Origin of the sequence: Enterococcus asini ATCC 700915 (genome assembly GCF_000407365.1) — a bacterium.
Lineage (GTDB): Bacteria > Bacillota > Bacilli > Lactobacillales > Enterococcaceae > Enterococcus_C > Enterococcus_C asini.
Genome location: NZ_ASVU01000002.1, coordinates 203,248 through 223,625, shown reverse-complemented (window position 1 = coordinate 223,625; position 20,378 = coordinate 203,248). Strand labels below are relative to the sequence as shown.

18 protein-coding genes are annotated in these 20,378 nt (G+C 45.0%); 1 reads left to right on the top strand and 17 read right to left on the bottom strand.

Annotated features, from left to right (window positions below):
- Positions 1 to 106: 106 nt before the first annotated feature.
- The 17 genes from hemW to I579_RS10900 form a co-directional block, all read right to left on the bottom strand.
- A complete protein-coding gene (gene hemW, locus I579_RS10980; protein ID WP_010753472.1) occupies positions 107 to 1,258 on the bottom strand; it encodes a radical SAM family heme chaperone HemW in 1,152 nt (383 codons plus the stop codon).
- 67 nt (positions 1,259 to 1,325) lie between these two features.
- A complete protein-coding gene (locus I579_RS10975; protein WP_010753471.1) occupies positions 1,326 to 2,147 on the bottom strand; it encodes a MurR/RpiR family transcriptional regulator in 822 nt (273 codons plus the stop codon).
- Positions 2,148 to 2,255: 108 nt separating this feature from the next.
- Positions 2,256 to 3,557: a PTS sugar transporter subunit IIC gene (locus I579_RS10970; RefSeq protein WP_010753470.1), complete on the bottom strand. Its 1,302-nt coding sequence runs from the start codon at positions 3,555 to 3,557 to the stop codon at positions 2,256 to 2,258.
- Positions 3,550 to 5,082, bottom strand: coding sequence for a DUF4127 family protein (locus I579_RS10965; RefSeq protein ID WP_010753469.1), 1,533 nt, complete (start codon positions 5,080 to 5,082; stop codon positions 3,550 to 3,552). The genes I579_RS10970 and I579_RS10965 overlap by 8 nt, the downstream gene beginning before the upstream one ends.
- Positions 5,079 to 5,879: an HAD-IIB family hydrolase gene (locus tag I579_RS10960; protein ID WP_010753468.1), complete on the bottom strand. Its 801-nt coding sequence runs from the start codon at positions 5,877 to 5,879 to the stop codon at positions 5,079 to 5,081. Before I579_RS10960 ends, I579_RS10965 begins: the two co-directional genes overlap by 4 nt.
- Positions 5,872 to 6,561: an N-acetylmannosamine-6-phosphate 2-epimerase gene (locus I579_RS10955; RefSeq protein ID WP_010753467.1), complete on the bottom strand. Its 690-nt coding sequence runs from the start codon at positions 6,559 to 6,561 to the stop codon at positions 5,872 to 5,874. The genes I579_RS10960 and I579_RS10955 overlap by 8 nt, the downstream gene beginning before the upstream one ends.
- A 158-nt stretch (positions 6,562 to 6,719) precedes the next feature.
- Positions 6,720 to 7,655, bottom strand: coding sequence for a riboflavin biosynthesis protein RibF (gene ribF, locus I579_RS10950; RefSeq protein ID WP_010753466.1), 936 nt, complete (start codon positions 7,653 to 7,655; stop codon positions 6,720 to 6,722).
- Positions 7,656 to 7,658: 3 nt separating this feature from the next.
- Positions 7,659 to 8,585 (bottom strand): tRNA pseudouridine(55) synthase TruB, encoded by a 927-nt coding sequence (gene truB / locus I579_RS10945; protein WP_010753465.1) that lies wholly within the window; start codon positions 8,583 to 8,585, stop codon positions 7,659 to 7,661.
- A gap of 157 nt (positions 8,586 to 8,742) precedes the next feature.
- Positions 8,743 to 9,090 carry a 30S ribosome-binding factor RbfA gene (gene rbfA / locus I579_RS10940; RefSeq protein ID WP_010753464.1) on the bottom strand — a complete coding sequence of 116 codons (348 nt, stop codon included), beginning with the start codon at positions 9,088 to 9,090 and terminating at the stop codon, positions 8,743 to 8,745.
- A 22-nt stretch (positions 9,091 to 9,112) separates the two neighbouring features.
- Positions 9,113 to 11,758 carry a translation initiation factor IF-2 gene (infB, locus tag I579_RS10935; protein WP_010753463.1) on the bottom strand — a complete coding sequence of 882 codons (2,646 nt, stop codon included), beginning with the start codon at positions 11,756 to 11,758 and terminating at the stop codon, positions 9,113 to 9,115.
- Positions 11,759 to 11,874: 116 nt separating this feature from the next.
- A complete protein-coding gene (locus tag I579_RS10930) occupies positions 11,875 to 12,186 on the bottom strand; it encodes a YlxQ-related RNA-binding protein (protein WP_010753462.1) in 312 nt (103 codons plus the stop codon).
- Positions 12,176 to 12,475, bottom strand: coding sequence for an RNase P modulator RnpM (rnpM, locus tag I579_RS10925; RefSeq protein WP_010753461.1), 300 nt, complete (start codon positions 12,473 to 12,475; stop codon positions 12,176 to 12,178). Before rnpM ends, I579_RS10930 begins: the two co-directional genes overlap by 11 nt.
- A 14-nt stretch (positions 12,476 to 12,489) precedes the next feature.
- Positions 12,490 to 13,725, bottom strand: a complete 1,236-nt coding sequence (gene nusA / locus I579_RS10920; protein ID WP_010753460.1) for a transcription termination factor NusA — start codon at positions 13,723 to 13,725, stop codon at positions 12,490 to 12,492.
- 16 nt (positions 13,726 to 13,741) lie between these two features.
- On the bottom strand, positions 13,742 to 14,215 hold the full coding sequence (gene rimP / locus I579_RS10915) for a ribosome maturation factor RimP (protein ID WP_010753459.1): 474 nt from the start codon (positions 14,213 to 14,215) through the stop codon (positions 13,742 to 13,744).
- A gap of 221 nt (positions 14,216 to 14,436) precedes the next feature.
- Positions 14,437 to 16,377 carry a threonine--tRNA ligase gene (thrS, locus tag I579_RS10910; protein ID WP_010753458.1) on the bottom strand — a complete coding sequence of 647 codons (1,941 nt, stop codon included), beginning with the start codon at positions 16,375 to 16,377 and terminating at the stop codon, positions 14,437 to 14,439.
- A 364-nt stretch (positions 16,378 to 16,741) separates the two neighbouring features.
- Entirely contained in the window at positions 16,742 to 16,918 is a 177-nt protein-coding gene (locus tag I579_RS10905) for a 2-hydroxymuconate tautomerase (protein ID WP_010753457.1), read from the bottom strand.
- Between the two features lie 15 nt (positions 16,919 to 16,933).
- Positions 16,934 to 17,797 (bottom strand): aminoglycoside 6-adenylyltransferase, encoded by an 864-nt coding sequence (locus I579_RS10900; protein ID WP_010753456.1) that lies wholly within the window; start codon positions 17,795 to 17,797, stop codon positions 16,934 to 16,936.
- 133 nt (positions 17,798 to 17,930) lie between these two features.
- Here I579_RS10900 and helD point away from each other — a divergent pair, with 133 nt between their 5' ends.
- Positions 17,931 to 20,201 (top strand): RNA polymerase recycling motor HelD, encoded by a 2,271-nt coding sequence (helD, locus tag I579_RS10895; RefSeq protein ID WP_010753455.1) that lies wholly within the window; start codon positions 17,931 to 17,933, stop codon positions 20,199 to 20,201.
- Positions 20,202 to 20,378: the final 177 nt, after the last annotated feature.

Here is a 20,378-nt window from a genome sequence, read left to right as displayed (position 1 = left end):
CTATATGTCAAGGATTTTAGCTAGAAATCTAGCACTTGTTTAAGGAGAGTGCTAAATTATTTAAGAAAGCATAAAGACAAAAAAAGAAGACTCCCACAGGCGTCTTCTAATCCAATAAAAAGCGTTCAAATACGTCATTGCCGATGTACAAACCAGTTTGGGTCAAACGAATTCGATCAGGCTCATCTACTAACCAACCTTTATCCACCAATTCTTTTAAAACTGGACCGTAGACTGTTTCTAAAGTCACACCGAATTTCTCAGCAAAATGTGTCTTTTCCACACCAGAGAGTAACCGCAAACCTAAAAACAGTTCTTCTTCGATTTGATTGTTCCGAGTCAACGTCTCTTTTTCGTAAACGGGTAGATGACCTTCTCTTAAAGGAGCCAAGTAATGTTGAATAGGACCAAAATTTTTGTAACGTTCACGACCAAGGTAGCCACTCGCTCCGGCACCAAAGCCAAAGTAATGTTCATTTTGCCAATAGACTTGGTTGTGCTTGGATTCTTTCCCTGATTTTGCAAAATTGCTGATTTCGTATTGGTATCGTCCTCCAGCTTCCATCGCTCGGATGGTCTCTTCAAACATCAAGCCCTCTTCTTCTTGATCCGGTAAAGTCAAACGACCTTGGCGCACCCAGTTCATAAACATAGTCTTGTTTTCCAATATCAAGGAATACAAGGAATAATGGGGCAAGTCTAACGCCAAGGCTCGTTGCAAAGTATCCCGAAAACTCTCCAAGGTTTGCCCCGGTAAAGCATAGATCAAGTCAATCGAGACATTGTCAAAGCCGGCCTTTTCCAATAGTGCAATTGAATCATAGACATCCCTTGCCGTATGTTTCCGTCCGATTTTCTTCAATAATTTGTCGTCGAAAGTCTGGACCCCCATGGACAAGCGGTCAATACCGTGATCTTTCAAAACTTGGAGTTTATCCATAGTAAGGTCCCCTGGATTGGCCTCCAAGGTGAACTCCTCCACGGTTTCCATGGGGAAGAGTTGGTTAATTCCTCCTAACAGGCGGTCCAATTGCTTGTCTGACAACGAAGTAGGCGTGCCCCCTCCCACGTACAAAGTAGGACTCGCGTCGATAGGCTGTTGCGCTAAAGTCAACTCCATCTCTCGCAGCAACATTTCGATGTACTCATCGACGGGCTGGCCTTCCTTAAATACTTTATTGAAGTCACAGTAGTAACAGATGTGTTCACAAAACGGGATATGAATGTACGCGGAAATGCGTTTGGTTGATTCCTTCATGTTGCTTCCTTTCTTCATTTGAAACGAGCCGGGGCCACTAGTAAGACACCCAATAGAATAGTAGAACTTAATCCAGTCGTTTCATCAAGGCTTGATTGGTCAAATTGCGAATGCCATGGTAGGTTTCTGGTGCTAGTTCCACCAAAGTCTTCAACAAAGTGTCCAGTAAGTATAACTGATTAATCGGCGCAGCAAAAGACCCTGCGTCGGAATAAAACATTTTTGAAGAAGCCACCAAGGACAAATCTCCTACGTGAGTTAACGGCGCATTGATAAAATTCGTAATGGTAATAACCTTCACGCCATTTTCTTGGGCCAATTCAATGTTTTGAATCACTTCTTTGGTATTCCCTGAGGTACTAATGGCAATCACCAAATCACTTGGTTTGGTCAAGGTGGAATAAATGCTTTGCAGCTGGCCGTCGGGGCCGTACTCCACAAATTTCCCTAGGCGTTTTAGCCGATTGCTCAACTGCATGGCCACCATACCGGAAGTCCCCACAGCAAAGATATAAATATGCTCCGCTTGATGAATCATTTCTGCGGCTTGGTCGATTTGATTTTGATTGATAGAGTTTCGTGTGTCTTGTAAACTCTCCAGAAATTGGCGATAAATCTCGTCTTTGACCTCATCGCCTTCATCGTAATCAACCTTTTTCTGAGCCGTTTGGTATTTTACCAAAGCAATTTTTAAGTCTTGGAAGCCCCCCAGACCGATTTTTCGAGCAAAGCGAACAATTGTACTTTCCCCCACGCCGGCCATTAAGGCCAATTCGTTAATGGACAAATTTTCCACTTCATCTGGACTACTTAAGATTAATTGGGCAACTTTTTTTTCCGATTTACTCAACGATGGAAAATAACTGCTGATGGTCGCTAATAAATCCATCTCACTTTCCCCCTATTTTTTCTGACTGTTTCTATTATACCGTTAATCGAAAAATTCCGCTTAGGAAAAAGCAAAAAGCCGGTCAGATTTCTGACCGGCCTTACTGATTTAGATCGTTTCTTTTTGAGCTGCTTTATTCGCCATTTTAACAAAGGGAATGTAAATCAAAACACCGATAGCAATCAAGATCACTTGCAGTAAGGAAGCTTTCCAGTCGCCGTTGGTTGCTAAATACCCAGAGATAATCGGTGGTGTTGTCCAAGGAATCAAGACCGAGGTTTTGGCGATCAAACCAAAGGCTGTAGCATAGTACGCCAAGGTCACCGTAACGATTGGCACAATGATCAATGGAATGCCCAAAAGCGGATTGAAGACCACAGGAATTCCAAACATCAATGGTTCACTGACGTTAAACAAGGAAGGCACAATTCCTACTTTGGTAATGGAGCGGTAATCTTCCCGTTTCGAAGCAATCATAATGGCGATGACCAAGCAAATGATCATACCGCCGCCACCCATCCAGCCAAAAGCGTCTAAGAAAGGCTTCGTCACGATATTTGGCAATGCCTCACCGTTTTTCAGAGCATCCATGTTTTCTTGAATTGCCGTCAACATGATGGGTTCCCCGATTGAACCGAGGATAAAAGTACCATGTAAACCAAAGGCCCACAATAAATTACTCAAGAAGACGTAAAGTACCAAACCGCCGATGGATTGGAAGGACGCCACCAATGGAGCTTGGAAAAACTTCGCAATAATCGTCGGAATATCCGTAGCGAAAACCCAGACGATTAAGACTTCGATTAGCCCTAGAATCGTTGTTACTAAAAAGGCAGGAATCAAAACGTTAAAGGACTTGGCAATGGATGGTGGCACGCTTTCTGGCATGCGAATTTTTAGTTTTTCCATCTTGGTGAATTTGCACAACCAAGTAACGGAAAACAACGTCGCGATAATCGCTAAAAACATCCCGGTAGCACTGGTTTGGGTTTGAGTCATCACCGCAGCCGCCGTAACACTTTTGCCTTCGACATCTGTCAAAACAACTTGGGCCGGCAAGACGATCAAATAGGAAACCAGCCCCATTACCCCACCGATTAACCCTTCTTCTCCGTAGCTTTGGGCCAATTTGTAGCCGATGGTCATGGCGATTAATAACGCCATGATGCCAAGTGTTGCATTGTACACTTGGTTTCCTAGATCCATCCAACGAGCCGCGGCTGGAACATTTTTTAGCAAGCCATTGGTGGGGCTTAAAATCAGATTGTTGATTAACACCCAAAATGACGCAATGATCGTCATGGGAATCAAGGTCACAAAGCCGTCTCGAATGGCGGTAATGTGGCGTTGACTGGAAAATTTGTTGGCAAAGAGTAGCATTTTATCCACGATTGGATTTGATTCATTCACATTGTTCACTCCCTATCTCAATTTCACACTGTATTTCAAACATTCGATTCCAAGGAAAAGCCAAATCGGTAATGGTGTACTCCTTAGAAAAGGAATGGCGTAGTTCTCGTTGGGCAAGTGCCAGCATTTGTTCTTGTACTAATTTTACGATTTTTGGTGCTTGCTCTTTTAAATCAAAATACGTTAGCCCTAAGTCCGGCAAAACTTCTCGGGTGATGGTCATCCGGATGATTGCTTGATAAAACAAGTCTTCAAACAGATTGTGCAGCATGTTTTCTTGGACTTTTCTTGGGTCGTAATTCCCTGTACAAAAAGCCAATGCCGCCAGACTGCTACCTAAGGAATTGCAATTGGTATTCCAGGCTTTGTAGCTCATTAAGTGATCCAACAGGCGCTTCTCATCTAGAAGTTGTACCAGTTCCAGCTCGCCGCCATTGGCAAATGCACTGTCACAAAGGGCAATTTTTTTACCAGTTGCTAAGTCATTTTCAATTTCACTAAGAAAAGTCAGCAAGTGACGGTAGCTATCATAGGTGATGTCTTTGCCCGTTAATTGGTCCCAAGACTCCTCCATGACTTTCCCCGGCGTGTTGTAAGCTAGGACAAACTCCGCCTGATCGATACTATCCACCAGTTGAAAGCCCGCAGCCATGACATGAGCCTTTAAGCTTTCATTCATCGGACGGTCTTCATAAAGCGGTACCAATTCGGGGCCTAAAGTCGAACTGTAGCGCACGAAAAGATTGGGCTTTTCCCCCCGATATTCGTGAAAAGCTCTGGCTAATAACGTAAAGCCGACTTCATCTGCCCCAGGGTAAACCATGATTTTTTCTTTTAAGCGTTTCTCGGCGATGGCGCCATAGACCCACTTTTGGTCCAAGGCCGTATAGCCATACGGTGCCGAATCATCTTGGGGAATGCTCAGAAATGTCAAAACCCCAGCAGCTACTAGCTCAATATGCAATAAGTTTACCGCCACATTGAACGCCCGGCGAGCTTCATAATCTTTTAGCACGGCTTCCGGGATGGCATCTTTTAAGTCTTCCCATTCTGTCGTTTCCGCCGGCGTCAAGCCCTCCCGATTGGCCTTATCTTTTAGCCAACCGTAACGGAAGATGCGCTCCCCGTATACTTCATAATAATCCGGTTCTTCGTCGGCACTATTATACCGAGGCGTGCGCATGATTAAATTGGAAAAATAGATTTTTTTCTCAGGATAGTCGGCATGTAAATCCTCTAAAAATTCCCTGTAGCCCTTTAAATCCGCTTCCGTAAAATGATGCAAACGAGAAGGCAACAAGCCACCATATAGCAACATTTCTGCGGAGAAAACCCCACAGTCACACTGAGCAAAGTATTCCCGGACAAAGTCTTGTAAAGCTGCCGGGTCTCCGGGAGTTTTCTTTTGACCTAAAAGCTCTGGTTTAGGGCTAATGATTTCCACATCTTGGTTAACTTGCGCCGCCTTAATCGGATAAAGGGCGTTACAAGGCCGTTCATCCAGTGGAATATACAAAATCTTCATTGCGCTTCCTCCTGACGATAGATATCCTCCACGACATCCCCCACTGTTTTTTGATACAAGCCCGCTTGTTCCCGAATTACTGCCGGTGCATCTTGTACCGCATAGGAATGCTCGGTCAATTCAAACATGGTCGTGTCGCTTTCGGCATCTCCGGCCACGTAGAGATGTTCTTTTTCAATATGGAGTTGTTCTTGAATCCAAGCGACGGCTTTGCCCTTGGAGACTTTATTGGAAAAGATTTCCAGTGAGCTAGGGCTCGTTTCTACCATAGAAACACGATTTGCTCCTAAGCGTTCGTTAACTTGTGCTTTAATGGTCGCAAATTGCTCGCTGTTCCCAAAGGTTAAATAAATCGTCGGCTTCATCCGGCCGGCCGCTACATACCCGGCTAAATCCTTAATCACAATGGAAGAATCGACGAATTCCGCCACTTCTTCTGGCTTTCTAGGAGAAGGAAAATGCCGATGATTTTGATTGGCTACTTCCGTCCGTAAACCTGCCCCAAAGATGACTTCCGTTAACCCATTGACGTATTCTTCAGGAATTACTTCCAAAGAGACCAAATGATCTTGTTTGTCCATGATTACCGCACCATTTTGACTAATGCGATACTCCCCTTTAAAGCCGAGTTTTTCTTCCACATAGCGAATGTCCGTATCCATACGCCCGGTACAAATCACAAAATGGCCCCCGGCAATGCAAAATGCTTTGATTTTTGCCAAACTTGCTTCATCCACTTGGCCTTTGGCATCTAACAGTGTGCCATCCAAATCACATACTAATAGGTATTTATTCATGTTCTTCCTGTCCCATCTTCGTCGCTTTTACATAACGCTCGGTAATTAATTGTGGCCGTGTGATGATTGAGCCTACCACCACGGAATAAGCGCCGATTTTCAGTGCTTCCGTCACGTGCTCTGGTAAATACGTGTGTCCTTCCATGATCACGGGAATCTTCACATTTTTCACCACTGCTGCCAACAAGTCAAAGTCTGGTTCTTCTGTTTTTTTGGAATAAGGTGTGTACCCCGCCAAAGTCGTAGAAACAATGTCAAAGCCCAACTTTTCTGCGGCAATGGCTTCCTCTAAAGTAGACACATCCGCCATGGCCAAACGCCCACCTTCGTGAATCTGCGCTACCAAATCGGCTAACTGTTCATTGTGGGGCCGCACTTGCTTTGTCCCATCCAAGGCGATGATTTCAGCCTTAGTCGTCAAAAGCTCTGCTACTTCTTGTTTGGTAGCTGTAATATAAACCGATGAATCCGGATAATCTCGTTTGATGATACCGATCACGGGCAAGTCTACTTCTTCTTTAATAGCATTGATATCCGCCACTGAATTGGCGCGAATTCCTTTGGCGCCACCCTCTTTAGCTGCCAATGCCATTTTGCTCATGATAAAGGAACTGTGTAACGGTTCTGTTTCCAATGCTTGGCACGAAACAATCAAATTGCCTTTTAATTGCGCTAAATCCATCTTCTTAGCCTGCCTTTCATCTTATGGCACAAGTTTACACCTTTTATCTTGTTTTTTAAATCTTTTTCACCATTTATTTTAAAAAGAAATTCCCTACCAAAAAAAAGCAGCCACTGACCATTCATTCAGTGACTGCTTTTGTCGATTTATGCAAGCTGTTAAGCAAAATACGCTCTGGTTTCCTCTTCGTCTTGTTTTAAACGATCGATTAACTCCTCGGCACTGTTGAACTTCACTTGGTTGCGAATCAAATGCAACCAACGAACGTTCACCGTTTCTCCGTAGATTTCTTCATGGAAGTCCAAAATATTGATTTCCATGGTTAATTGCCGGCCTTCTCCAAAGGTATCGTTGTGGCCAATGGAACCCATGGCTTCATACCAAGTATCCCCTACTTGTAATTGACAGACATAGACCCCTTCCATAGGCAAGCGAGCATAGCGGCTGAAATTCACATTCGCCGTAGGATAACCCAATAAACGGCCCCGGGCTTCCCCGTGAATCACCAGACCGGAAATGGTATAAGGATAGCCTAATAGATGATTGGCCTCTTCCATATTGCCTTCTCCGAGTAGTTCCCGAATCCGAGAAGACGAGATTTTGGCGCCTTCATCACTTTCCTTTTCCACTGTGACGATTTCAAAGCGACCTTTGGCATACTCTGGTAAATGAGCCACATCGGCAATCTCTCGAGGGCCATACGTGTAATCAAAGCCGGAAACCGCTACTTGAGCATGTAAGCCCACAATGTATTGATCCACAAAAGTCTGTGGAGACAAATGAGCAAAAGTGGAAGTAAACTCCACTTCGTACAAATAGTCTACCCCCAGCCACTCCATTAGCGCTTCTTTTTGCGGCAATGTAGTCAAATACTGCATCTCGCTAGCTCCCACTTTGTGAAAAACAATGGAAGGGTGATTGGTAAAGGTCATTACCGCCAGTTTGAGTCCTTTTTCTTCGGCTACTGCTTTACCAGTTTTGATGACTTTTTGATGTCCCCGGTGGACCCCATCAAAGAAGCCCAAGACCAAGACAACCTCTTCTGTAGGAATATCTGCTGGGTTGTAGGGATGTCTGATTTTTATGATTTTCATCGGCTATTCCATCTCCGTTCGTAGTACTTTTAACGGTTTAAGACCATTTTCTTCTTTAGGGTTTGCTTGGTATAAGCTAACCGCCTTCTCCTGATAGTAAAGAGCCACCGGGGCTTGTGGCATCTCTTCTAAGCCCACATCAGCTAAGGTCAAGCGGGCTCCATTTTTCACCCGAGCCCACAGTTCCTTCGAAATATCCAAGCGCTTAAAATCTTTTAAGCCGTATTCGATGGGCAAGATAAACTCTTCCAAACGACCTTCTGCCATAGCATCGGTTACTTCTGCCAAGGTCAGGGATTGTTCCTTCGTCAAACCACCACTGGCCAAACGAGTCAAATCTGTCATACATGCGGCACTACTTAAGTGTTTGCCGGTATCATAGGCCAAAGTCCGGACATACGTGCCTTTGCCGCAGCTAACCTTAAAGCGCCAAGATTGGGTCTGTTCTTCGGGATTCCACACCGGTTCTGTAGTTCGCTCAAAAGAAGCAATTAGCGCTTTTCTTTTTGGGCGTTCCACGGACTCACCAGCCCGGGCGTACTCATAAAGCCGGCGGCCATTGACCTTCACAGCAGAATACATGGGGGGAATCTGGGTAATCTCGCCTACCATGCTTTTCATGGCGGCATCAATCGCGGAATTTGAAAATGGTTCGCTTAAGGGAGTCCGTTCCACCACAGTACCCGAAGCATCTTCCGTATCCGTTGCAAAGCCCAAGGTAATCTCCCCTTCATAGACTTTGCCACTGTCACTTAAAAACTCGATGACCTTGGTCCCTTTACCAAGACAAATCGGTAAAACTCCGGGAACCCCGGGATCTAACGTGCCCCCATGACCAATTTTTTTCATATGTAAGATTTTGCGAAGTTTAAAGACACAGTCATGACTTGTCATGCCCGGCTCTTTCCATAATGCCAAAATACCGTCCATCCAATTATTCACCCTTTCAACCTTGCTATTATAACAGAAATCAGCGGGAAATGAAGCAAGAACTCTCTTAAAAGCCTTCCCTTTCTCGGCTTTTTCGGAAATCATTACTCCAAAAAAAGCCCCAGGAAAAGTTCTGCCTTTTCCTGGGAGCTCACGCTTACTCTTTATTAAGATTTCGCAGTAATTCGTCGATTTTATTGCCGTATTGCACCGAAGAGTCCACCTCGAAAACCAACTCTGGAGTCTTGTACAAAGTCAAACCTTGCCCTAATTCTTTACGAATCAGTCCAGTCGCTTTTTCCAATCCTCGTTGGGCTTTTTCTCGATCCGAAGCTTTGTCAGACAAAATACTGTAATAAATCGTCGCTTGTTGGAGATCCCCTGTGACCCGTACATCGGTAATGGTCACGTCTTGTACCCGAGGATCCCGGACGCGTTTGCGTAAGATGTCATTGACTTCTCGGAGAATTTCTTGAGCAACACGTCGATCACGATAATTCGCCATAGTTCGTGTCCTCCTGACTATATTAGTCTTGTTTGATTTCTTCCATGATGAAGGCTTCGATTACATCATCGACCTTCAAGTCGTTGTATTTCTCAACCATGGCACCACATTCAAAGCCTTGACGGACTTCTTTCACGTCGTCTTTGAAGCGTTTCAAGCTAGCCAAGACGCCTTCAAAGATTACGATGCCATCACGGATAACCCGGACGCCACTGTCCCGACGGATGAAGCCATCAGTAACATAACAACCGGCGATTGTTCCGACTTTGGATACTTTGTAAGTTTCCCGAACCACCATTTGACCGATGATTTTTTCTTCAAACTCAGGATCCAGCATCCCTTTCATGGCTGTTTCGATTTCTTCAATGGCTTTGTAAATGATCCGGTGTAGACGAATGTCCACTTGTTCCGCTTCGGCTTGTTGGCGAGCTTGCGGTGTCGGCCGTACGTTAAAGCCGATGATAATCGCATTACTTGCAGCAGCCAAGGTAACGTCACTTTCATTAATGGCCCCAACAGCGGAATGGACGATATTAACCCGTACGCCTTCCACGTCGATTTTCTTCAAGGATGCGCCTAATGCTTCGGCAGAACCCTGTACGTCGGCTTTGATGATTACGTTAACTTCTTTTAGTTCGCCTTCTTTAAGAGATTCGAACAAGTTGTCTAAGGTTACTCGGCTGTGTGTTGCCCGATGTTCGATCAATGCGCGTTTTGCCCGTTCTTCACCGGCTGCCCGAGCAGTCTTTTCATCTTCAAAGACAACAAAGTGATCGCCGGCTTGTGGCACATCGTTTAACCCGGTAATTTCCACTGGAGTTGCTGGTCCAGCAGTCTTATCCCGACGACCTAAGTCGTTGGTCATTACCCGCACGCGACCGTAAGTATCCCCGACAACGATTGGATCACCTTGATGCAAGGTTCCTTGTTGTACTAACAAAGTAGCCACTGGCCCTTTACCCTTGTCTAGACGTGCTTCGATAACCGTACCGATTGCCCGTTGTGTTGGGTCGGCTTTCAAGTCTTCTACTTCTGCCACCAAGAGGATCATTTCCAGTAATTCTTCGATGTTTTGGCCGAATTTCGCAGAGATTTCCACGAAAATCGTGTCGCCACCCCAAGATTCTGGAATCAATTCGTATTCACTAAGCTCTTGCATAACGTGTTGAGGGTTAGCCCCTGGTTTATCGATTTTGTTCACCGCTACGATAATTGGCACTTTCGCCGCTTTCGCATGGTTAATCGCTTCGACTGTTTGTGGCATTACCCCGTCATCGGCAGCTACGACCAAGATGGTGATATCCGTGATACTAGCTCCCCGAGCCCGCATGCTAGTGAAGGCCGCGTGTCCTGGTGTATCCAAGAACGTAATCGGTTTGCCATCGATATCAATTTGGTAGGCACCAATATGCTGAGTAATCCCGCCGGCTTCCCCACTTGTTACCCGACTGTGACGCAAGGTATCCAATAAAGTGGTTTTCCCGTGGTCGACGTGACCCATGATAGTAACAACTGGTGGCCGTGGTACCAAGTTTTCTTCATTGACTTCGTCTGGTTCAAAGAACTTGTCGATGTCGGCAATATCCACTTGAACTTTTTCTTGGGCTTCAATGCCATAGTCCGTAGCCAATAGCTCAATGGTATCTTTATCCAATGGTTGGTTTTGGTTAACCATAACCCCCATCATAAAGAGTTTCTTGATGATTTCTGCTGGTTCCCGATAGATTTTCTTCGAGATTTCCGCCACGTTCATGCCTTCTGTGTATTCCAAAACTTCTGGTAATTCCCGGAATTTACGTGGTGGCACTGCAGGTTTCTGAGCAACTTGTTGTTTGCCCTTCTTCCCTTTTTTCTTACGACGATTAAATTCGTTGTTTTGGTAGTTGTTCCGTCCACCGCGAGAAGGTGCCTTATCCTTGTTACGGAATTCGGTTTTCTTCTTCTCTTGTTTTGGTTTTTCCACTTGCAAAGCTTCTTTAGGAATGCTTGGTGTCACCGGTGCGGCTTTAGGTGCTGGCCGGTTTTCTTGCCGTGGTTTGCTTTCGGATTTTGCTACTGGTTTTGCCGCCGGTTTCCGTTCGGAACGTTGGCGTTTATTGGCTGCTTCTGTTTCGATTTCATGAGCCCGATTCTTCGCCCGTTCCAAAGCACTAGTCATACCTGCCCCTTGTGGCCGTTGAGCTTGTTGGGCAGTTTGTGTCCGGCTTTGTTGGTCCCGACGATTGTCCCGTTGCCGTGGATTACGATTTTGATTTCCTTGGCCACCTTGTTGATTCCGGTTGCCTTGGTTTCCTTGGGCACTCCGGTTTTGGCCGCCTTGGCGATTGCCTTGGCCACCGCGATTTTGGCTACCTTGACTGCGGGTATCCTTGTTCCGGTTTTGGAATTTAGGATTGTTCCGTTGGGTCACAAATTTCTTTTGCTCCGGTTGGGTAGTTTGTTCTTTTTGTTCTCCGGTGTTGGTTGTTTGTTTCGACTCATTCGAAGGAGTATTTTCTGGTTTCGTAGTAGTTCCCCCTGACACTGCTTGTCGCAGTTTTTTTTCTTCTGTTTCTGAAATGGATCCCATGTGATTTTTCACATCGAAGCCGAGTTTTTGTGCTTTGTCCACCAGTTCTTTACTGGACTGATTGATTTCTTTGGCTAATTCATAAATTCGTTTTCCCATGTAAATCACCTTCCTCGTAAATGGAGCATCGCGGCTTCGGAATATCCGAAAGCAGACGAAGTTCCACCTAGTTTCGGTGGGGAAAAATCGCATGACTGCTTACGTTTCCGGCCGCATTAGCCTTCACTTTGGAGCAATTCCTTTAGCTTTTTGGCAAACCCTGCATCCATCACTGCAATCGTCGTCCGTGAACGACCAATGGCATGACTGATTTCCGCTTGAGTAAAGCCATCATAAAAAGGAATTTCATAATACGTTGTCTTGTCTTGAATTCTTTTGTGGGTAGAAGCCCCGGCATCTGTAGCAATCAAGACTAACTGCGCCTTGTTGCCGCGAATTTCTTTTAAGACGCCTTCTTCTCCTGTGACCAGTTGACCAGCTCGCATGGCCAAGCCCAAAAGATTCAAGCTTTTCGCCTTATTTCCCATTGCCAAACAACTCACGGCGGGCTTTTTGATGGCGAACATATTCCAGTAGTTCTTCATAAAATGCATCGTCCAAGGAGACTTCCAGCACTCGATCTAGTACACGCTTATCCCAGGCAGTTTGTACTTCCTCAGGATCCAAGGCTACATAGGCACCGCGCCCGGGCATTTTTCCCGTAGGATCAATGGCCACAACGCCTTCTTTCGAGCGGGTAATGCGCACAAGCTCTTTTTTTGGGTGCATCTCACCGGAAACGACGGATTTTCGTAAAGGAATTTTGCGCTGTTTCATTCCTGCCACCTCGTTTATTCCTCCGTTTGGTCGGCAGTAGCCTCATTGGCCTCTGCCACTTCTTCGGCTGCTGTTGCTTCATCTTCAGCCGCTTCTATTGCTACATTTTCGTATTCATCTGCGGTTAAATCAGATTCTGACACGGCTTCATCCAAAGTTTCCACTTCATCTGCCGCATCGATATAGGCGCCTTCTTCCAATTTGGCATAGAATTCTTCCATATCGGTTTCAGATTTGATATCAATCTTAAAGCCCGTTAATTTCGCCGCTAGACGAGCATTTTGCCCCCGTTTGCCAATGGCTAGTGACAATTGATAGTCAGGAACGACCACGGTGCAAGCTTTTGGATTGTCTAAGTCGAAAATGACATCCACCGCTTCAGCTGGATTCAAGGAGTTCGCGATAAAGATGGCTGGATCTTCATCCCATTCCACGATATCCATGTTTTCGCCTTTTAATTCATTGACGATTGCTTGGACACGAGAACCCTTTGGCCCAACGCAAGTTCCCACAGGATCGACGTTTGGATCATTGGAGCGGACGGCAACTTTCGAGCGATCACCGGCTTCTCTAGCGATGCTGACGATTTCTACCGTACCGTCGTAAACTTCTGGTACTTCTTGTTCAAACAAGCGACGCAACAAGTCAGGATGGCTCCGACTAACGAAGACTTGCGGGCCTTTTGACGTGTTTTCGACCCGGGAAACATAGACCTTAATCCGGTCATGGGGTTGATAAAATTCATTTGGCATTTGATCTTGCTTGGATAAAACCGCTTCGATCTTGCCTAAGTTCACGTAGATATAACGACTGTCTTGACGTTCAACGATCCCTTGCATGATGTCTTTTTCATATTGGGAGAATTCATTGTAAATGATATTCCGTTCTGCTTCACGCACCCGTTGCAAGATCACTTGTTTGGCCGTTTGAGCGGCAATCCGGCCGAAGTCTTTTGGTGTGACTTCAAAGCGAATTTTATCCCCGATTTCGTAAGCAGGGTTTAACAACAAAGCATCTTTTAAAGATACTTCCAATTGTGAATCCATGACTTCTTCAGTGACTTCTTTGACGGAGTACACATGGATGTCGCCTTTTTTCTGATTGAATTCTACTTCCACGTTTTGAGCTTGGCCGTAGTGACGTTTGTAAGCAGAAACCAAAGCCGCTTCCAGCGCTTCAATCACAATCTCCTTTGAAACGCCTTTTTCTGCTTCTAAAGCATCCAATGCGTTCAACATTTCTTTACTCATGGTTGATTCCTCCAGCTTAAAATTGAATGGCTAAACGAGCCTTCGCGATATTCTTACGTTCAATGGTCAATTCTTTGACCCGGGTCTTCACGCGGTATTTTAACGTCAATGTTTCTGGCGTTAAAGCTTCCAACACACCTTCATACTGTTTCTCACCATCGATGGCCTGATACAAAGACAGATGAATGTACTCGCCTAGCGCCCGTTCATAATCGCTTTCCTTCTTTAAAGGTCGTTCCGCTCCAGGAGACGAAACCTCCAAGAAGTATGCCTGGGGAATCGGGTCTGGATCACAAGAATCGAGCTTTTCACTCAATAGCTCACTGACATAGGCGCATTCTTCGATATCGATGCCACCTTCTTTGTCAATGAACACGCGGAGATACCAGCTTTTGCCTTCCTTTACGAACTCCATGTCCACTAGTTCAAAATTTTTCTCATCTAAGATTGGCTGTACCATTTCGGTTACCGTTTCGATTACGCTACTCAACTATTCTTCGCCTCCTTTAGCTTATTTGCAAACAACGCTTTTCATGAAAAAGAGTGAGGGAAAAAATCCCTCACTCCACAAAGTATCATTACCATTTGTTACTTTATCATATTTTTTCTGAAAACTCAACCATTCCAGAAGGGATTTCTCGCCTTTCCGGGCTTTTCTAGCCTTTTTCGGACGTTTTCTTAGGAAAATCTTATTTTCAAAAACCTCCTATCTTATTGTCGGCTATAATTTTTCACTTCTGCTGCAATGGCATCGATAAAGAGATTAGCTGGCATGCTTTCTGTTTCTTTGCTGCCGTATTTCCGGATATTTACCGTTGCGTCTTTCATTTCTTGGTCTCCTACCACGATTTGGTAAGGAATTTTTTGTGTTTGCGAAGCACGGATCTTGTAGCCCATTTTTTCGTTGCGGTCATCTACTTCGATTCGCAAACCAAGTTCTTGCATCCGTTCTTTCAATTCATAAGCATAATCCCCATGGGCTTCATTGGAAACCGGGATAATCGTACCTTGAATTGGTGCTAACCAAGTTGGGAAGGCGCCTTTGTAGACTTCCGTTAAGTAAGTTACAAAGCGTTCCATTGTGGAAACGATGCCTCGGTGGATGACCACTGGGCGATGGTTGTTTTCTCCATCTTCCCCAACATAAGTCAAATCAAAACGTTCAGGCAACAAGAAGTCCAATTGAATGGTTGACAATGTTTCTTCCATACCCAAGGCTGTTTTTACTTGAACGTCTAGTTTTGGTCCGTAGAAGGCAGCTTCTCCTTCTGCTTCAAAATAATCCAATTCCAATTCGTCCATGGCCGCTTTCAACATCGTTTGAGCGTTTTCCCACATGGCATCGTCGTCGAAGTATTTGTCAGTGTTTTTTGGATCCCGATAGCTCAAACGGAAACGATAGTCGGAGATGTTGAAGTCTTTGTAGACTGCCACCATTAAGTCCAAAGTCCGTTTAAATTCGTCTTTGATTTGGTCTGGACGAACGAAGGTATGACCATCGTTTAGCGTCATTTCCCGCACTCGTTGCAAACCAGAAAGTGCGCCAGATTTTTCGTAACGGTGCATCATTCCCAATTCCGCAATCCGAATTGGCAATTCCCGGTAAGAGTGCAAGTCGTTTTTGTAAACCATCATGTGGTGTGGGCAGTTCATTGGACGCAAGACGAGCATTTCCCCATCTCCCATATCCATTGGTGGGAACATGTCATCATGATAGTGGTCCCAGTGACCAGAAGTCTTGTACAAGTTCACATCCGCCATGATTGGTGTATAAACGTGTTGGTACCCAAGACTGATTTCTTTGTCTACGATGTAGCGTTCGATAATGCGACGGATTGTAGCGCCTTTTGGCAACCAGAATGGCAAGCCAGAACCCACTTCAGGAGAAATCATAAAGAGATCCAATTCTTTGCCCAGTTTCCGGTGATCCCGTTCTTTGGCTTCTTCCCGCAGACGGATGAATTCTTTCAAGTCTTTCTTATCAAAGAAGGCTGTACCGTACACTCGTTGCATCATATGATTGTCGGAATTGCCCCGCCAATAAGCTCCTGCCACGGATAGTAATTGGAAGACTTGGATACGGCCAGTAGATGGCACGTGGGGTCCCCGGCACAAATCGGTGAATTCCCCTTGGCGATAAGCGGTAATCACTTCATCTTCCGGCATTTCTGAGATTAATTCCACTTTGTAAGGATCGTCGGCAAAAAGTTCCAACGCTTCTTCTCTCGTTAAAACCAAACGTTCAATCGGCAAGTTTTCTTTGACGATTTGGCGCATTTGCGCTTCAATGGCTGGTAAATCTTCCGCACTAATCGGGTGTTCCCCGTTGTCGGTATCGTAGTAAAAGCCAGTATCAATGGCTGGTCCAACACCAAAGTGAATGTTTGGGAAGAGGCGTTTAGCCGCTTGCGCCATTAAGTGAGCAGCTGAGTGACGCAACAATTGCAAAGCGTCTTCGTCTGCTGGTGTGATGATTTCGATTGCCCCATCGCTTTCGATTGGACGGGTCAAATCGATTAATTCCCCGTTGAATTTGCCGGCTAGAGCTTTTTTCGCCAAGCTATTGGAAATTGAGCTGGCGATTTCTTTCGTGGTAATGCCGGCCGCAAACTCCTTTTGGGCACCATCTGGAAAAGTAATTTGAATAGACATATCATTTCCTCCTTGAAAATTTTGCTTGTGACCAGGTCACGAGAAAAGCGAAACAAACGAATAACTCGCTTGCAAAGCCATAAAAAAAGTCCTACCCGCCTTGCAAATGCAAAGCGAATAGGACGTAAGACACGTGGTTCCACCTAACTTCGAGTACAAATTGTACTCCTCAACTGGGATAACGGCCCAAAGCCGCTTCTGGTTCGGCCAGAAGTCTAAGAAAAAGTGGTCATCCCCCGGTTTTCTTTGAAATGCTTTCAGCCACGGCACTTCTCTCTGTCAAGACTCTCAGGTTCAGTTGGTTTTTTCACTAATCGAGTATGGTTTCATTTAAACACTAAGCCTTTTATTTTGCAAGGGAAAATTACTTCCACTTGCCATCTACGGCATAGTTTCCTTTTTTCATTTCGTTAATGATGATGTGAATGTGTTCTTTGGGAGCCCCCGTATTGCGATGCACCGCTTCGGTCACTTCCTCCATCATTTTGGTTAATGCTTCTCCACTACGACCTTCGACTAATTCAATGTGTACAAAAGGCATTGTTTGCATCCTCCTTTAGTGTGTTTGATAAAAATCATTGTACCACTGTTGAGTGTAAGACTGAACCTTGGCAGCCGTTTTTTTGTCATAGTAAAATTGCTGGCTATGGGCGAAATCCATCGCTACTTTGTGAAACAATTCTTGCGTTGCCAGTAAGCTTTGCCACAGGGCTTTTGGGCTGGAAAAATCTTGACAGTGTAACAACTTGGCGCCCAATTCCGGCGTTAGTTTTTGTAAGAGATATTTGTCGTTTTTCCCCAGACTTTGCTGCCAGCCGTCTTCACTGCCCACTTGCCAAGCCAACAAGCGTCGCAATTCTTTCTGACAGATTTCATAGAGATGGTCGGAAGCGTAGAAGTATTCTTTACGACACAAGCCTTTCACCACATAGGTCGTCACCCACCAAAATTCGTTGCAACAATCTTGAAACTGCGCATTATTTGGCTCTGACAACCAAAAAGTGCGGTCACTAGGTCTTGGCAAATCTTTTAGTGACCCCTTTGGATCCCAGAGCGCTTTGGCAAAAGGCTCGTCTGCTTGCCACTCTTTTATGGCGGTTAAAGGCGTCAGCATCAAATCGATGCGATTACCGTCTTTAAAAAGCATTAAAAACGTAAACCGCTCCCCGAGACTGGGGGGAAATAAACTGGACTCTTCCGGGGTCTGTTGAATCAAGACCTCCCCGAATGCTTCCAGCCAACTGCGATCTTGTAGCAGCGCTTCTTTGTCATTGACCAAGTACACCACATCGTAATCTTGGAAAGCATCCGGTAAAACTGCTGGATTGCCCCGGGAGCCACCTAAAGCGATGGCTTCCACTTGGGGCAAAGCTTGCCCCACTCGTAAAATCAGCTCAAACATTTCCGCTTCACTGCGCATGTCACTCCTCCTATATTCTTTCGACTAATCCTTCATTACTGAAATTTTACCACAGATTTTCTCGCCTCTTCCTGTTAGGTGTCAATGTGTGCTATAATTTTAAGACGTATTTTTTGAAAAGGAGCTTACGTGGATGAATCAGGAACGCCAAAAGGAACAACAACATGTAGATCAAACCATTGCATTGATTGATAAAGAAGCTACTCTTTTAAAACAACAACAACAATTGCTCACAGGGCAATTGCAAGACCAACTACAAGGTGTCGGGGAACAGCGCATTCGCGGTGGAGACGAAGAAGCCTTTTACGAATCTGTCTTGGAATATCGTCAATATGAAGAAGAATTACTTTTAAAATATCACACCGCAGACTCCGTAGAAAAACGCCTGAAGACTTTACAGACCATGAATGGCAACCCCTATTTTGCGCGGATTGATTTCACAGAAGACACAGCAGCCAAAGAAACCCTGTACCTAGGAATTTCTTCCTTACGAGACCATGCGGAAAACGCCATTGTCATCGACTGGCGGGCGCCAATTGCCAACTTGTACTACGAAGGAGAATTAGGCCCCACCTATTACGAAACCGATACGGAACGTTATGAAGTCGACCTATTATTGAAGCGCCAGTTCAAAATTCAAGGTGGCCAAATCACGTCCATGGTGGATACCACCGATGTGATTAACGATGAGTTTTTATTGGAAATCTTAGACGAAGCCTCTTCTTCCCAAATGAAAAACATCGTGTCCACCATTCAACAAGCCCAAAACCAGATTATTCGAGATACTCACAGTAAGATTATGCTCATTGAGGGCATCGCCGGTAGCGGTAAAACTTCGGCCTTGTTGCAACGGATTGCTTTTTTGCTTTATCGTCACCGGAAATGGCTCAAAGATGATCAAGTTTTGCTCTTCTCGCCGAATCATCTGTTTTCCGACTATATTTCCATGGTCTTGCCTTCCTTAGGGGAAAGCGAGGTCCCTACTCGTACGTTCCGCTCTTTTATGCAACAACTTTTGCCGACCTTTACGATTAACCAAGAAGCGGCCCAAGAAGAAGTCTTTTTAACAGGGGCCGAAAGTCGCACCCAGCGACTGAAAAGTGGCCTATCCTTGATTCACTTCAGTCACCGCTATTTACAAGCCATTACTGAACTTGGTCCTTTATTCCGGGATTTAAAAATCAAGGGCAAGACGTATATCACGGCTAGTCAAATGCGCCACTGGTACAAAGAAACCAATTCCCAACTGCCTTTGTATCAACGGACGCAGCTGTTGCAAACAAAGCTTTTGAAAAAAGCCGGGGGTCTGCACAAGGACGAAGGGAAAAAACAATGGGTCAAAGAGCTCACGGAAGAACGCCTGCAAGAATACTATGCCGACCATCCTAACGCAGATGACTCCGAAAAAAGTGAACGCCGCTTGCGCAATCAAATTCGTAAAGCCGTTTTAAATCGCTACTTCCGCCCAGTTGTCCGAGCCATCGAAGAATTTCGCTTCATTAATTTTTCAAAGCAATACTTACACTTCTTGAAAAGTGTACCAAGTACGCTTTTAAGCAAAGCCGGGATTAGTAGCGAGGCTTGGAGTACCGCCAATGCCAAAGTCCGATCAGACTTAAAAATCCGCCATTTAGATCAAGAAGATGCCGTTTTATTCTTCTTATTGTGCCGGGGACTGTACCCTGCCGATGTGCCTTTGAAAGCTCGCTTTATCTTTGTGGATGAAATGCAAGATTTCCCACCCGCTCAGGTAGCACTCCTACGCTCTTTGTATCCTAAAGCTGGACTAACCTTGTGTGGGGATCTCAATCAAAAAGTCTTCGGTAACGAAACCATCGTCAGCAATCTAGAAGACCTTTTTTCCGAAGAAGAAGTGACTCGCTACCAACTGACCACCAGTTATCGCTCCACCAAGGAAATAACGGATTTTGCCAATCAATTTTTAAGCCAAGAAGATCAAGTAGAACTCACCGCTCGTACTGGCGACTTGCCTTTAGTGGTAACGAGTCCAAGCATTCAAGAAAACTTGACCAAGCTAACTTCTAGTCTAACAAAAGCCCAAGAAGATCGTTTTTGGCGCACGGCCATCATCTGCAAGACCAAAGAAGAATGTCGCAAACTCTATGACAATCTACCAGCTGAATTACAAGAAAAGGTCCAACTTATCGTCTCTGAAGACGACTTTATGAAGCGGCCGTTGATCCTCATCCCAGCCTTTTTAGCCAAGGGATTGGAATTCGACCGAGTCTTCGCTTGGAATATCAGCGAAAACTTCACCACTGCCCAAGATCGTTTGATTTTGTATACGATTTGCACTCGGGCCATGCATGAATTGACCCTCTTTACTCAAGCTGGAGAACCGTCGCTTTTGGACCAAGCAAATTCTGCTAGTTTTCGCAATTAATCATAGTAAAAACTAAAAAACTCCTCATTCTTGTTTGAATGAGGTTATTTTTTTATTCTCCGTCCGTTATAATAGAAAACAACTTAAAAAGCGTTTTCTTTTATTATTCTAAATGACATAACCGTTTTTTATTATGATAAAAATGGTTATACAGAATAACAAAAAATCTCATTTACA